Origin of the sequence: Phocaeicola salanitronis DSM 18170 (genome assembly GCF_000190575.1) — a bacterium.
GTDB classification, from domain to species: Bacteria; Bacteroidota; Bacteroidia; order Bacteroidales; family Bacteroidaceae; genus Phocaeicola; species Phocaeicola salanitronis.
Window position 1 is genome coordinate 2,481,878 of the sequence record NC_015164.1, and the last position, 15,859, is coordinate 2,497,736.

Consider the following 15,859-nt stretch of genomic DNA (forward strand, 5'->3'; position numbering starts at 1 on the left):
CGTTTTCATATAAATAGGCATAACAATTTCTATTCCTCTCTGAAAACAAGCAATTTATGAAATTGAGAATCTTGACAGGTAACGATTTAGAAACGAGCAAAGTTCCCTTATCTGTCTTATTCTGCATTATTGAACAAGAACGCTTTATCTTAAATACAAAGATAATATTTTTTCTAATTATATACTATCTTGAGTGGAACTTTTGTCTTTCTTGTAATTACATACAGCCATATCGGCTAAAATAATCGTTAAAATGAGTTTCTAATAACTCATAAAAATAGGTTAAACAATTATATTTTCCGAATAATATTGTCATATCATTGAGCCCTCCTCCTCTGAAACAAGAAAATTTTTGACCATTGAATATTACAGGTTCTTTCCTAAACAGATCCCGTGCAGAAGATAAATTATTTTCTTTCAACATTTTCGAATCACTTATATCTTCAATTATAACAACCTTTTCATTAGATGGTATTATGCTTCTAAAATAATGAATGTGAAATATAAATTTATGTCCTGGATCAGAATAGTCTACCAAGACAGAAATAAGATTTCCACCATAAAAAGCATCAAGGTCATTTGCTAATGAAGGGAACTCTGACTGTATAAAATTCTGATATGCCCGTATTGTATTTATAATTACTATTCGAGATTTCTCCAACACTGTTGTTGGAGAATAAAAATCATATACCATTCCAGTATTTCCATAAGAACCTTTAGCAGGATATGGATATGGTATGGTCGTGTACTCCATCTTGGATAAAAGCTTAATTGCATCATATACAGTATTTACATATAAAGATTTCCCTCCAGACACTATGTGTACTGGCATTTTGTCAATGTATGGGTATTTTGATTGAAAGTGTTGAATCAACGAGCACACATTTAATTCAGAATACTTTTTTAAATGTAGATGTCTCCAATTTGCTTCAATAAACTCATGAATATATTCTACTAAAAAACTCTCATATAGTGGAATAATTTTCCGCTTTTTGATAAAGTCCTCTACATGCTTCTTAATGATAGAAATAGAATATAAATTAGGATTTTCTTTAAGTTTATTTTCGGTACAGGAGAATGAGGCATAGTCATGCTCGTGTTTAATCTCAAAAATTGAACACTTAGGCATTTGAACTATTGGCGCGACAAGTTCTCCTACATTTACATTGTATAGAGAATATTCTAATGAACTATCTGAATATGTATATACTGCAATTCCACGTTTCCATACATTAGGGAAAAGAACGCTTTTAATGTATTTGAAATCAGATTCCAATAATTTGTTATATGTATCTATAAAGTTTTGGATCTCCTGAATATCATGGGGTCTTAAATCTGTTGCCATTTTAGGCATATCTAGGAGATATGATTTTAGTTCGCCATTCTCCTCTAAAATGGCTTCACCATGAGTTAAACAATATACACGGCTACTGCATACACTTAACCAATCTTTTAATACAGTCTCAATATTATCTTTACGCAGTTCCTCGTTTGGGCTGAAATGCAACGTAATAGTCTCTTGTTGTTCTTTGTCACGATTTTCTTTCAAAAGTTTTGGCGAAATATGTTTATATAAGACTTTATCCTGAGAATGGTCTACTGCTAAAAGGAATACATTATCAGTTGTTGTTTCAGCATATGCAAATAAAGAAGTAGGACAAGGGTACTTATTAAGTCCTTCATCTCTTTTAGATACAGTTTTTACTTGAACGGTCATTTTACCACTGATTCTATTTGATGAATCAAGCAACTCAATATATCCGTCAATATTAGATTGAGTGGTCCCTATATCAATATTATTTTTAGTTCGGCCAAGTAGAAGAGTCAGTATAAATAGTACGGAACGTTCTTCTTTCACACCATTTGCATCTATAGAAACTTTAGCCTTGAATGACATAATCTACTTATAAATTAAATATTGGAGGACTAATATTATGGTTACAAAGTTAATTATAAATTCTCTGACCTTTCATTATCTGTAGGTAAATCTCTATCTTTGAGTACTCAAATAATAAACACTGATTAAATACAGAGAGCTTAAAAGCAATTTTCTACCGTAAGTTAGTAGCCTACAAGAAGCGGAATAGATTGCATAGTTTAGATTCTTTGGGCCATAAAGCAGTATCGGCAATAATCAGTGATAGGAATATTTTATACTTAACATTTTATTACAGATAAGATAATTATGGTGATTTTGCTTTAATATTTTTAATACAATTATATGGAAACTAAAATATATATAGATTATGAAATGATTTTTGCCGATAAGCCACTCGCAATATTTGATTATTTGAAAAATATTGATCGGCATAATCTTATTTGTGTTGCAATTCGACTGATATATTCAGATGATCTGTTCAGCGATTTTAAAGACTATTGTGCTGAGTTTTTTTGTGCAGAAAACTTCAACTTTGCAAATGAATGTTATCATCTTCTAAATGAACGTATACAAGAAGACAATAAGGATACTACAAGTATAATTCCTAGAAAATATATAATTACATCGCAAACTGCAGCATTAGAATTACTAAGACAGACCTTTGCAATTAATATAGGTGATTTTGTGTCAAATACCCCGCAGGTATTACAAGAGCAATATTTGTTCAAAGCAATTTTATTGATTAACAAATTAATTGGTCATTGGGAAGCTCCGTTAGAGTATGACTCAAAAGGAGCGATAACAAACTTATGTTTAGCTAAATCCATTTTATGCACTACATTAAATGACTTTGATAGTTCCAACTTAAAAGCCGAATATATAGCAATGCTACAGATTATTAAAGGTTATCACTTCTTTAGATACTGTGAACATTCAAAACTTAGAGAACACCTTTCTATATTTTTAGAAAATAATGGAGCAAAAAGTTGGCAACACTATCTATATGATGCCATACAACTCATATTATTCCCTTTACAAAACAAGCATGGGAATTTTCCTCGTATCATATTAAATAATCAACGAGATGGCGAAAAATTTTTGCGAGTACATTCTTTTAAAGAAGACACTATTGTTTCTTTAGAGAATAATATGGATTATACTTATTTCAAATCGCATCCTCTTATTGAATTGAATGATGGAACTTATTTGCCAATAAGCCCTTTATTTTGCATAAATCATATATACAAAAGTATTTATTTTGAGTTTAAGGCTATTAACGAATCTTTTGTTGGAACTTCTACTTATTTAAAAGGGCAAGGCCTACTTAGTATTTTTACAACAGAATTTTCAGAGCAAACACTGTTTGAATATTATACCAGAAATGCTCTTTACAGACATAATGGTTTGAAATTATCCGATAAAGATTGTAAACTAATAATAGATGTAGGTCATGAACCAGATTTCTATTGTCGTGATGGTAATAATATCATGTTATTCGAAAATAAAGATATTAAAATACCCGATAAAGTTATTAGTAGTAAACAATATGATTTACTAGAAAGCGAATTACATAAAAAGCTGATAACCAACAAAGGGGTTAGTCAGCTGATATACAACATCAAACAAATTGAAAGAAATACATTTAAATGGGATTCTAGTATACCAAATAATCCTAGAATATATCCAATACTAGTGATCGATGATAGTTCATTATGCGCTCCAGGATTGAATTATATATTAAATGAGGAATTTCAACAACAATTAAAAAACAACAATATCAAAATCAAAGTATATCCTTTAATACTAATAGAGTTAGATACTTTAATAGCATTCGCAAATTATTTTCAGTTGCGGGATGTCAGATTAAAAAAAATACTTGAACAATATTACAAATATATTTCACGAAATAAAAGGCCTCAAAAAATAGAACAAATAATGAAAGAAGTTTTACATAAATATTTTCCATTTTATATCTTTATGTCTAAGGAAATAGTGAAAACTCCTTTTGACAATACTATGTTTAAGAAGGTATGCGATGAGCTACGAAAAGCTATAGAAACTCAACAATAATTTTATATGAGAGAATTTATTGTAGCCTGCAAATCCGCAGGCTACTAAAGTTAGATACTTTGTTCAATGATTTTTATCTCTGTAGACGACAAGTTATAGTTTGAATATATTATTTTGTTTAATTGTTTATTCAAATCTATAGAATACCCTAAATCCAATATTTTATCAACAATTGAAACTACCTCATCTTTAAAGTCTGGATTTGAAGATAATGGAAAATTGTTTATCATATCTTTAGAAAAGGTTATACCACCACAATAGCTACTTGAAGCATATTTTGATTTTATGTAGAAAATTGCCAAGTTAGAATTTAAGACTCCACACAAAAATTTTAAATTATCTGTATTGTCTGAACAAATTACTAAAGTAGATTTACCGGGGATATATTCACCTTCTAAATCAATAAAACCATCAAGAAGATTAAGTCCTTTGAAAATCAACTTCTTTGATAGAGCCTTTCGTACATATGAATTCCCAAAATTACGGCAAAACTCATTTTTATTAACTACTGGATTCATATATTTTGCCCCCAAATAGGTAATATCCTTTATACCCCATCTATTAGAAAATTTATCAATAGTACCAGTATTAACAAGTTTCGATTGTGCTGCAGAGTTATATTTTGATGTGAGATTATAGATATACGGAGATAATTCATACGCATCGTGTGTTGCACAAGCATTCTCACATTCTGCTATGGTGCTAAGCATAATACTTTTATCCTCCATTTTTCTGATTAAATAATTATTCTCACTAAATAAAGAATCAATATAATATGGTTTTGGAATTGAATTAGATGGAACGGAATTCATAAGTGTTATATTTTTATTCCCATCAAATTTATATGCACTTATTTTGTCTGAATTACGAACAAAAAGAGTTATTATGGCATCCACCATTGCACTTTCAAATGTTTTATTCCCTGTATGTAGAATTGTTTTCATACGGGGGATCATACATTGTTCTCTGAACTTACTTCCAAATGGTTTAGATAGCCATTTATCAGGAGTGATATAGCACAAGCATCCATTAGATAGAGTTAATCCCCATTCAAGAAAAGCCATGTATATATCCCAATTCCCTTTTATGAATTTATAATGTTTGGCAATATATTCACGTAGGTCTGTTTGACCTAATAAAGTCATGGTCTCAGAATCGATATACGGAGGATTGCCAATTACAATATCAAAACCATTTTTATCATCATCACGATTGAAAACATCGCTAAACCAAGTGTGCCAAAGAAAGAATTTGTTATTCTCGGCAAGATTGATATCTTTGAGTCTGGCAAGAATAGTTGGGTCGTATGCCTGTGCCTCCAACTGTTTGTTGATAGTATCGGAAATTTCTTGTTGTAACTTCACCTTTCTATCGTGGTCGCTACAAGAGTAGTACGAAGATAGTAGATGCGATACCGTCTTTTGCAAGCGATTTTTTTCATCATCGAAGAGAGAAATCTCTCCATTGTCTTTCTTGTATTCTTTTTCGTAAGTGAGTTTACTTAAATCCACACCCATAAAACTCTCAATTAGTGAGTTGCCTTGCATAATCTTATAGTCGAGATTGGGCAATGGTGATGGAGTCTCCTCATCTACCACGATGGAGAGCCAAAAACGTAAGCGGGCAATATCAACTGCACCTTTCTCTATATCTACACCATAGATATTATTTTGAATAATGTTTTTCTTAATTTCGGCACGGTCGTAATGCTCTCCGCTCAATACTTCACGGCAATGCAGCAGTTCATTGAGCAAACCCATTGGAAATGCTCCTGAACCAATGGCGGGGTCACAAATCTTCACCTCTTCGAGTGCTGCGAGAAGTTTCGGCTTTTTATTCTCTGAAATATCCGCAACACCTTCTTCGGGTGAAAGAACAAATTGGCGTATCTTATCTTTTGCTACACTTGTATTTGTTTCGAGGTAGGCTATAAGCGATTCTTGGCACATATAGCGTACAATCTCTTTGGGAGTGTAGAATGCACCTTTATCCTTGTTATCTTCGAGTAGGTTCTCAAATATTTTACCCAACATTTCTGGATCTACTCCCACTTCGGCATCGTTGGGGTCATTCTCGTCAATGGTAAAGTTGTATTCACTGAAGAATTGGAACAAGCGTTTGAAGTAATCGGCTGGGAAACGGCTTTCGGGCTCATCTTCTTCATCACGTTCAAACAATCCGCCATTGAGATATGGAATATCTTTCCATTCTGTAAGTAAAGATTTATCCCAATCGTAATTAGCAAACAATAACTCACGCTCAGACGGTTTGGTATTCAAAATACCAAAAAACAGTGGTTCGAGAACTGAATCGAGATAATCGTCCTTATATGCAGAATTCTCAAATAGATTCTGCATATAGTTGAGGTCGCCACACATCCAACCTTTGCGCTGCAAGAAATGAAGGAAGGTGATTCGTCCCATCATTTTTTTTACATAATCACGGATTTTCTTTTCGTTGTAGTCAAATGCTTCCATCAATGCAGCATTGGGTTCACTAAGTCTTTTCTCTTCCCACTTATTACCCACCTTAACAAAACGCTTGCCTGTAATATATTGGATAAAGTCGGCGTATTGCTCACGATATCTGTCGAAGAACTCATCAGAAAGAGCTTCAACAGAGAATGCAGTTTTCAAATTTTCAAATGAAATACCTTTTTTCTTTAAGAAGTTGAAACGCTCAATAGGCGTTCTGTATAGTAAATCATCACTACCAAAAACGTATGTATACCGTTTAGGCGATGTCGTTTCTCCCTTGATATCACAAATAAATGACAAACGCCAATGGTCGCCACTATCAAATACCACCAATGCGGCATCAAACTCACCCCAAGTCGGATTGATGAATGACTTTACAAGATTGCGTAGCCCTACACGCCTGTTTGCGACAGAGCCTTTTGTAATATTGTAATGAAATAAACCGATACGATAACTGTCTGTAGTATCTATATTTCCCAAATAGTAACCATTATCAGAGGTGCTTCCTATGATCCTTTCTGGTTCTTCTTTCAATTCGGTTGCATTGAAAAAATATTGTAGGAAAGTGTACCACTGAGTCAGATTGAAAGATGATTGGAATAGTTTTCTCAAAATATCCGGTGTATATGTAGCTGTCATAAAAATATTTACTTAAATGATTCTGATATAATGATTTGAGGATTAGAAATATCTTGGGCATCATGGTGTTGTTCTTTGTCCATTGTCTGATATTCTCCAAGTAATTCCGATATTTTGTTTTGCAAGCTATATTCGTCCTGCTTCATTTTAGAGCGGTCGTTTTTGTACTCTCGTGATAAAGCCTTCAGATAGCGGGGAAGTTGGGCATATATACCCTCATTAATGTATCCCATCAGTACATCGCATTTCGATTTCAGCTCACAGTCGGTTGTTATTTGCTTAATGGTCCGCAGGAATTTATTAGCTTCAAGTGAAGTCTTGTCAAGGTCTGTGCGATTGATAGATGATGTATCTGCAGCCTCTACATAATCGGTTGTATATTGAGCCAATGCGCTATTGACATGTTTGTAGTGTTGTTTCTCATTAGTAAATTGTGATGATTGTTCTTCGGGCCTTGCTTTGAGATACTTTACAGCTTCTAGGAAGTCAATAATTTCAATACCAGTTTGAGTAGCCAGATAAAACTCGGTCTTGACATTGGAAGAAACAAAGATGACTGACTTTCCACAATGCTTTCCCGTATCACGCATTACTCTGCTCTTCATTGGCAAAGACTTGATCTTGTGATATAGTTTACGGTCTCTGTTGTAGAGCTCACGCACTTCACGCAATAGGGAAATTTTCTTATCGATACTATCCTTTACATTGTTGTCAAACATTTGGAACTCCTTTACAATCTCTTCCTTTGAGTAGATTTGAGCATCTTCGCCAAATGCAGAGTGAAAACCCTGTAATTTAACAAGAGCGTTTTTATAGAGTTGAATTTCCCTGTCGCCCTGTTGCGATGGGTAGAACATATAGTTATAAATATTCGCAGCAACAGAACCGATACGGTTTACACGACCTATACGCTGCATTAAACGTGTGGCATTCCAAGGCGAATCGTAATTGACAATTACATTGGAACGATGCAAGTTCACACCTTCTGCCAATACATCAGAAGTAATAATGATGTTGTACTTCATTGACTTACTGTCAAAATTGGCATCAAAATTCTCTTTGATAGTCTGTCCCAAGCGGTTGCGGTTGCTTGCTGTTACCATCAAAACATCTGTGCGACCTATCTCTTTTGTCAATCTATCGTATAAGTAATTCAATGTATCGACACTTTCAGAGAACAACACCAATTTGCCAGATGGATTGATGGTCGTATCAAAAAAGACATTAGTAAGGTTTTCTCGGAACTTGTCAAACTTCGGATCATCATTCTCTTTCGCCCAATCTGCATTGAGTTGCTCCAATATCTCACGATCATGATGGAGCATTTCAAGAAAATCAGAACTAAAAGCATTGGCTGGGAAGAGAATATCTTCAGTTGCATATCCTTTTGCAATGGCATACTCGATAATTTCATCAAGTTCCATATTCTTTGCTTGCAGGTCTTTCACCTTCAAATCGGGGGCGATGATCACCTTGTCCTCATCGAACATCTTAATCATATCAGTTGTAATACGAAGAAGTGTTCGAAGCGACTTTTTGAAAGCATAGAAACTACTCTCCAATCTCTTTACCATATGAACACGGTAAATGGCAGCCAATGTCTGACCAATATGTACAGCATTCTTATACTTGCTACGATATTCAGGTTTCAAAAACTCAACAGCACGATAGCGGGCATAGGTCAGTCCCTTGCCTTCTGGATTTTCATCCGTTTTTCCATCAGTCAATTGCTTAAGCGTCTCATAGAAGCGGTTGCTTGTATCTGAGCCCATTACATACTCCAATTCATTCGGTGGCAGAATATTGGGGAATATGATACCCTGTGATTTAATATCTGCCTTATAATCGGGATCGTTGAGAATATTATTGCGTGTACGGCGTACTGTTACCTTATCAATAACCTTACTACGTATCTGCTCATAGATTTTATCAACCTCAGCAGTAACATCACGCTGGTCACGCTCTCGCATCAATCTCTTATATTCATAGATAAGCGGAGCAAAGAAACCTTTGAGGTTGGGAACTCCGTCAATGGTACAGTTTTGGCTATTTTGGAACAATAGTAACTGATTCTGTAAATCATCAGGGCGGTTGTTGAGCGGTGTAGCAGAAAGAAGCATTACCTTCTTTTGAGTGCTTTTCAGCAAGCCCATATTCAGGCAGGGGGATTTGCATATCTTTTGCAACTCATCATATTTGCCAGAACTGTCGCTGCGGAAACCATGGGCTTCATCGACAATGATTAAATCAAATTCCTCTTTGTCCTTGTAATTGTCTTTACTTTCAAGAACCTTTGACAGACTGCCATTAGTAATGAATTGAGTTTTCTTGTATATTCCGAAAAGTTTGAATGTATTTCGCCAGTTATCTTCCAATGCCGGGGGATATACAACGAGGATATTGGTATTTTTACCGTTAGCCTCTACAAAACGTTTGGCTATCATCGTTGCAATCATAGTCTTTCCTAACCCCACGACATCAGCAAGGAACAAACCATTATGCTGCATCAGCATCTGATACCCCTGAATAACGGCATCTTTCTGATATTTCAAATCCTTGACACCATCGGGCAACTGAATGGAGAAGTCATCTTCCACTTGGTCGCCAAATGTATCAATAAGTACTTTGATGTATAGTTCGTATGGAGTAGGCTGATAGCCCAAGTATGTATTCTTTTTGTACTCTTCAATATCTTTTGCTGTTAATGAAACAGCTTCGTTCCATAAAGTCCAAAATTCATCTGAGCAATACTTTACATCATCAAAGTCCTTCATTGCCACATTGAGTTCATACTGTGGCGGCTGTTTGATTCCCAAACCCGAATCAGAGATATTGGAAGAGCCCATTATTACCCAACCGTCGCTATTCTCGCTATGGTTTTGTGGCAGGCATAAGTAGAATTTAGCGTGCAGATTTTTGGTTGCATGAATACGCATTTGCAAACGTCCGGAAACAAGGTCTTCACACATCTGCAATATGCCTTCCTCTACTTCGGGTGAGTATTGAGCGTTTACAATATCCTCCTTGAAACCGTTGTGATAGATTTCTTTTGCTTTATCTTCATCAGCAAGCATCAAAAGAGCCTTGTTATGCTTTCGGAAAATATCATCAATATTGATACCTACCAATATCTTGATTTCTGATATATCACCTAATTCTTTACGCAACTTGAAATATCCAGATGAACGAAAGAAGCCCACAACAGCTAAAAAGCGTTCAAATGTTACCATCTCCGCCGCAATACCTTTCAACTTATCAAAAAGAGTATTACCCGGTATATTATTGAAAAACTTTGTACTCATAATTTTATATTTAATACAAAGCCCCTCCAAACAAAATACAATACATGAATTTATTCTCTCTTAGACAGAGGGAGATTTTAGGCTATAAGGCTGACTTGCTGATGAATTATATATAGAATTGCTAAACAATAGTTGAAATTCAATGACTTCCAAAAGAAAAACCAACGGCCGGAATTGCAGGATTTTCAATAAAATGTATAACTTTGCACAAGAGTGAGTCCCTCTGTCTAAGAAATGAATGCTTTTGCTAAACGTTCTCCAATCCTACAGACTTTTCAGAATTTGTGCGTTGGCTTTGTCCACTACGGAATTGTCCAATGAAGCCAGATAAATTTGCGTGGTCGCCTCGGAATCATGTCCCATTCCTTCACTGATAACCGAAATCGGAATGTTCTTGCCTTTGGCTGCGCTTGCCCATGAATGACGGGCACAGTACATGCTAAGAGGAACGGATATATCGGCCAGTCTGGCTATTTCTTTCAGATTCCTGTTTATTCCGGACATGACATTCCTGTAATGCTTGTGCGTATCCTTAAAAGGGTATTTCAATACCGGCAAAAGATAAGGACTGAGGCTGTCTTCCGGGTATTTGCCGACAATCTCCTGCATACATTTTTCCCACCTGATAACCAGCCGTTGCCCGGTCTTTCGTCTGCGATACGATAAGAAGCCGTTCTGAAGATCTTTCTTTTTCAGGTGAGCCATATCTATGAACGACATGCCACGGGTATAGAAGCTGAACAGGAACATGTCCCTTGCAAATTCCAGATTAGGCTGTAAGGACAGATCCAGATTCTTCATACGCTTGATGGCGGATAATGGAACGGCACGCTTGACGGTCTTGTCCACTCCCGTATAGACATGCCTAAAAGGATTACGCTGTTCCACCAGTTCCTTTTCCAGAGCGCGATTATATACAGCCCGAAGGATACGCATATAGAATGAACTGGTATTCCGCACGGCTCCTTTTCCATGAAGGTAGGCTTCATAAAGCTGCATCAAGTCCGAATCAATTTCGGACAGCAGAATGTCCCGATCCTGTCTGAACTGCATGAAACTTTTCAGGGTACAGGAATAGTTTTCAGCCGTACGTATCTTGCCCATCTGTTTGAGACGGGCTATGATACCCTGCATAAAGTTGAAAAGCGACTGTCCCTCTGTATTGCTTTGAAAAGAAGCGACAATATCATCTGCCGTATATCCGGCTTTCCGGTTATCCAGCTGGCGGATAATCATGTCCATCCGTTTCAGGTCCCACTCCATGCGTTCCTGCAAGGAAAGGAGCAGATTGCTTCGCTCCGAACTACCGACAATGATACAGCTTCCAGCTTCGTTCCATTCGTTAGTAAATATCCGGTAATCCGTCTTTAACTGACGGATTACACGGTTCTGGATAATCTGGTAATAGACGGTACCTTCCTTTCCCTCTATGGTGGAAGGTCTGAATTTCACTTTGACACTGGCCATAGGCTTACTTTTTAGGTTCGTCCGTAATAGACTTGTCCTTGATGGACTTCGCCTTGCTGTCCAGTTCTCTCGCGGCCTGTTCTTTCAGCCGTGCCTGCTCGGTCAATGCCGCTTGTCTTTGTACCGCTTTCTCGTAGGCTTCCACATCCTCACGCATCTGCTCGATCAGTCCGTTATCCCGGTTCGGTCCAAAGAGATTTTCAAGTTCTACAAGTTGCTCAGGGGTAGCCTCTCCTTTCATCTTGACATAACGGTACTTCAGATCATTATCGGCCTGCACGTTATCTGTCCTCACCGAAAAATAGAGAGTCACGGACAGAATCACGATTGTCACGAACATCACGAAAAAACTCCCAAGAGTGTACGGGGATTCTACACTCAGGCTGAAATGATGGTTGATGTTGCTTGTCTTAACTGAATTCTTTCTAACTGTGTCATTAGTCTCACAAAACAAGGCTTCCACTTTCTCCTGGTGCTGACGCTGTTCATTACGCATTTCAGACAAGACCTGTCCAAGTCTTTCCTGTGACGAGTTTTTCCTGCCCATGGAAACCATATCGTTCTTAATGGCGGCAAGTCCCTCGTATAAGCGAACCAACAAGTTGCGAAATGTCTCATGACCTTTCCGGACTTCATTCAGCACGGACTCATCCTTTTCCTTTTCATTGTTAACTGTCGGGCTGTTACCTTCCGGCAAGGGAACGGACAGCCCGTTGATTTTGTTTTCGATTCTTTCCAGGCATCCGAAGATGCTCTCGATATATTCTTCCAATTTCATATTCCTGCAATTTTAATGTTCATGAATAATTTGAATGGGAAAGGACGGACTACAATCCGAATCCTTTCCTCTTTTGTTTCTTCTTCCTGCGTCTGCGCAAGAGTTCTTCCTGTGATAACGGCTCTTCGGGAACGGTACCGTTTGTCGGACAGAACAGTCCCGGTCCAGTACTTTCGAGAAGATGGCCTACGTCCGGTATCCTTTGTTGCACCTTATGTTCGGATTCCTGTTGGGATTCCGAAGTCTTCCAGCTCAACCGGGCATTCAGCCTGGCAAAACTGAACTCCCGGCTGATTTGTGAAGCCTTGAAGGTCTGCCCGTCTTTGGTGAACCGGATTCCCTGTATGTCCTCCGGCTTTTTTACCTCCCTGGTACGCTTTACAAATTCCAGCCTGATGCCCCGGCGAAGCATGTAATCGTTGAACTCTTTCCATGTTTTGGAATGCTTCAAAGCTGCCTTGACGGCATTGAAGATTTCGTATTTCACACGCTCCGAAGCATGGAGTTTCTCCACATTAGTCTTGCCCTTGCCCTCGGCGTATGTCAGCCCGTACCTGTTCTTAAGCAGTTTCGTGACGATTTCATTACGCTTGTAATCGCTTTGGGAAGAGATTACCTTGCCGTCATATCCGATGCGGTTATAGACCAGGTGGCAGTGCGGATTGTCCGTGTTATGGTGTCTTACCAGAATAAACTGAGTGTTTTTTATCCCCATCAGCTCCATGTATTCCCAGGCTATTTTAGCCATAAACTCATCCGTCAACAATGCCTTATCCTCAGGTTTGAAGCTCAATGCAATGTGTCCGACAGGCTGTTTGATCTTCGGATTAAGCTCACGCTGGTAGTTGAAACTGTCCGTTATTTCCCGGATATTTCCCAGCAATACACCATCTGAGTCGATGATTTCCGCATTGTCCTTGCCCATCACGTAGCGGATACAGCCACCGAAGGATTTCCCTTTCTTGATCTTGCCAATCATGATTGCCTCCTTTCTCCTTGCCTGTACCAGACGATAATCTCCTTGAGTTTCTGCAGGAGTTCCGTCACCGTCCTTTGGGTACGGTGGAATCCGACCTGATGGGACAGACGGGTCAGCTGGTTCAGGTTGTTTGCCATACCTGTAAGACTGCGTATGACGGCAGTTTCCTCGGCAGAGTGTCTGGCTGTTATCGTCGTCTCAAATGCTGATACGCGAAGAAATTCCGCCAGCGTGAGGTTGGCCTGTCTGCTGCGCCGGCATAGTCGCTCATAGTCTATCTTGGAGAATTTCACTGTAACGGCTTTGCTGAGTTTGCACACTCCGCTTACTCTGGGGCGTCCCCTCGGTCTGTTTTTCTTTCTGTCATTCATATTTTCTCTGTTTGATTTTTGATTATTCTTTTTCCCACAATCTGCGACCACCGGGAGCGGATTGCCTCCACTCTTCGGGAGTGGAGCGAGGTTTTTCGGGATGCCCGAAAGATAACCTCGCTAACTCCCAAAACTGAAGTTTTGTCCGTTACCCCCTCAGGTCGACTACTGACTGTCTGAATACTGTAATGACTGGAGTCAGTAAACAAGTCTGTCATTCCGGAAAATATCACAGCTTTCGCCACTGCTCGAAGTCTTCCGAGTAGATTTCAAGATGCTGCCGGGCGATGTTCTCAAGCAGTCCGGAAACGCTCATTTTGCGTCCTCCCAGCCTGCGGACAAACTCGTCCAGCCTGTCACGTACCTCGCCGCTAACAAACACAGGCTTGCGGTATTCTATTCTCGGAACCTGAAGAAAGGCCTTCCGGTATTCGTCCAGAGAAAGTTTCCTCTGCCTGCTGCTTATACGACGCTGAGAAGGAGGAATGCCTTCCTCTCTTCCTGTGGGCGATTGCTGGGACTCGAATGGAACTTCGACTTGTTCTACAGACTTTGCCTGTTCTCTATTTCCGGTATCATTCAAGGATGATTCCAGGGCAGTTTCAATGCCGCCATCTGACGGGAGTATGAATGACATGTCCGTACCTGTCATAGCCTCCCATTCTTCTTTGGTCAATTTCTTTTTTGTTACCATACATTTTTGATTTTAATCGGTTTACTCACTGGTCTCGGTGCGCACCTTGACTCGTTGTCGTGAGCAAAGGAAGTTTGTATAGTGAACAGAATCAAGCAAATGGAGATACTGTGGCAATTATGTTACCCTATGCACTATACCGATTGGACAGTCGGTGCTTCCTGCCGTGATTTGCCGGAGTGATTCCTACAAACAAGATTGTTCAAGTGGATTCTGTTTATAAAAAAGGCTCATTGTATGCAGTTGAGATGTAACATGATGTCATTCCGGGTAACGCATCGTCACCGGTCTGAAAATCCATTGCAGTGTAATTTCTACTGCTTTTATTTGCAGTGGGAACAGAAAAAACGGTCATATTTCCTGCTGAAAAATAAGACGACGAGACATGATGGAATGTCGGCTGTAAAAGACCTGTTCTGTTCCGAAAATCAGAATATATGTTTAACTGAAAATAAAGAAGACAATGGAAATCATCAGCTTTGAAAAAAGGACTTTCGAGGAGATTGCCGCCAAGTTGGATCGTTTCGTGCAGCGGGTGGAAAGCCTGTGCCGTGAACACGGCGGAAAGGAAACAAGTGAATGGATGGACAACCACGAGGTTTGCCGCAGGTTGCGTATCAGTCCGAGAACCTTGCAGACCTTAAGGGATAACGGGACGCTTGCCTTTACCAAAATCGGGAACCGGACTTACTACCGTCCTGATGATGTGGAGCGAGTAGTCGGAAACGTGGAGGACAAACGCAAGGAAGCCCGTTGGAAAGGAAAGACCATTTGAGTGAGTTTCAAGAATAATGTATAACCAATATCAAACACGTATGAGTAATGAAATCAGAGAAAAGGACCACGAGTGGGTAAAGACATTCCACTCGAATTTCGACAGGCTGTTGACCCTGCTCGAAAAGTTGTTGGAAAAACGGCAACCGTCTGCCTATGGCGATGAGTTGCTGACAGACAAGGAAGTGGCATACCTGTTGAAAGTGAGCCGGAGAACCTTGCAGGACTACCGCAACAACGGCATTCTGCCTTACACACAAGTAGGCGGCAAGATTCTCTACCGGGCTTCTGATATAGAAAGAACCCTGATGAAAGGGTACAAGGAGGCGTACAGATACAAAAGGAGCTAATAGCCCAAGCGTCCCCGCAAAGAACACGCAAGGATTTTGATTTTTCTGGAGGGAGCGCAGTTGACCGCCTGCCCATTTT

At 38.7% G+C, this 15,859-nt stretch carries 11 protein-coding genes; 3 read left to right on the forward strand and 8 right to left on the reverse strand.

All coding sequences use genetic code 11. From position 1 onward, the window contains the following. Nucleotides 1–217: 217 nt before the first annotated feature. The gene (locus BACSA_RS10830) at nt 218–1,897 is read right to left on the reverse strand and encodes a DUF4365 domain-containing protein (protein ID WP_013618146.1); all 1,680 of its coding nucleotides are present in this window, start codon (nt 1,895–1,897) and stop codon (nt 218–220) included. A gap of 324 nt (nt 1,898–2,221) precedes the next feature. On the opposite strand from BACSA_RS10830, the gene BACSA_RS10835 reads away from it, so the two are divergent. After that, nucleotides 2,222–3,949 (forward strand): hypothetical protein, encoded by a 1,728-nt coding sequence (locus BACSA_RS10835; RefSeq protein ID WP_013618147.1) that lies wholly within the window; start codon nt 2,222–2,224, stop codon nt 3,947–3,949. A gap of 50 nt (nt 3,950–3,999) precedes the next feature. On the opposite strand, the gene BACSA_RS10840 is transcribed toward BACSA_RS10835, so the two are convergent. From BACSA_RS10840 to BACSA_RS10870, 7 genes are all read right to left on the reverse strand, one after another. Continuing rightward, the gene (locus tag BACSA_RS10840; RefSeq protein WP_013618148.1) at nt 4,000–7,065 is read right to left on the reverse strand and encodes an Eco57I restriction-modification methylase domain-containing protein; all 3,066 of its coding nucleotides are present in this window, start codon (nt 7,063–7,065) and stop codon (nt 4,000–4,002) included. 8 nt (nt 7,066–7,073) lie between these two features. Next, a complete protein-coding gene (locus tag BACSA_RS10845; RefSeq protein ID WP_013618149.1) occupies nt 7,074–10,367 on the reverse strand; it encodes a helicase-related protein in 3,294 nt (1,097 codons plus the stop codon). Nucleotides 10,368–10,631: 264 nt separating this feature from the next. Next, nucleotides 10,632–11,834, reverse strand: a complete 1,203-nt coding sequence (locus tag BACSA_RS10850; protein ID WP_013618150.1) for a site-specific integrase — start codon at nt 11,832–11,834, stop codon at nt 10,632–10,634. Between the two features lie 4 nt (nt 11,835–11,838). Continuing rightward, on the reverse strand, nt 11,839–12,612 hold the full coding sequence (locus BACSA_RS10855) for a hypothetical protein (RefSeq protein ID WP_013618151.1): 774 nt from the start codon (nt 12,610–12,612) through the stop codon (nt 11,839–11,841). A gap of 49 nt (nt 12,613–12,661) precedes the next feature. Beyond that, the gene (locus tag BACSA_RS10860; protein ID WP_013618152.1) at nt 12,662–13,591 is read right to left on the reverse strand and encodes a relaxase/mobilization nuclease domain-containing protein; all 930 of its coding nucleotides are present in this window, start codon (nt 13,589–13,591) and stop codon (nt 12,662–12,664) included. Then, nucleotides 13,588–13,962, reverse strand: coding sequence for a plasmid mobilization protein (locus tag BACSA_RS10865; RefSeq protein ID WP_013618153.1), 375 nt, complete (start codon nt 13,960–13,962; stop codon nt 13,588–13,590). Before BACSA_RS10865 ends, BACSA_RS10860 begins: the two co-directional genes overlap by 4 nt. 229 nt (nt 13,963–14,191) lie before the next feature. Beyond that, the gene (locus BACSA_RS10870; protein ID WP_013618154.1) at nt 14,192–14,656 is read right to left on the reverse strand and encodes a DUF3408 domain-containing protein; all 465 of its coding nucleotides are present in this window, start codon (nt 14,654–14,656) and stop codon (nt 14,192–14,194) included. A gap of 463 nt (nt 14,657–15,119) precedes the next feature. Between BACSA_RS10870 and BACSA_RS10875 the strand changes: the two genes are divergently transcribed. After that, a complete protein-coding gene (locus BACSA_RS10875; RefSeq protein WP_013618156.1) occupies nt 15,120–15,431 on the forward strand; it encodes a helix-turn-helix domain-containing protein in 312 nt (103 codons plus the stop codon). Between the two features lie 40 nt (nt 15,432–15,471). Continuing rightward, nucleotides 15,472–15,780 carry a helix-turn-helix domain-containing protein gene (locus tag BACSA_RS10880; protein ID WP_013618157.1) on the forward strand — a complete coding sequence of 103 codons (309 nt, stop codon included), beginning with the start codon at nt 15,472–15,474 and terminating at the stop codon, nt 15,778–15,780. Nucleotides 15,781–15,859 lie beyond the last annotated feature (79 nt).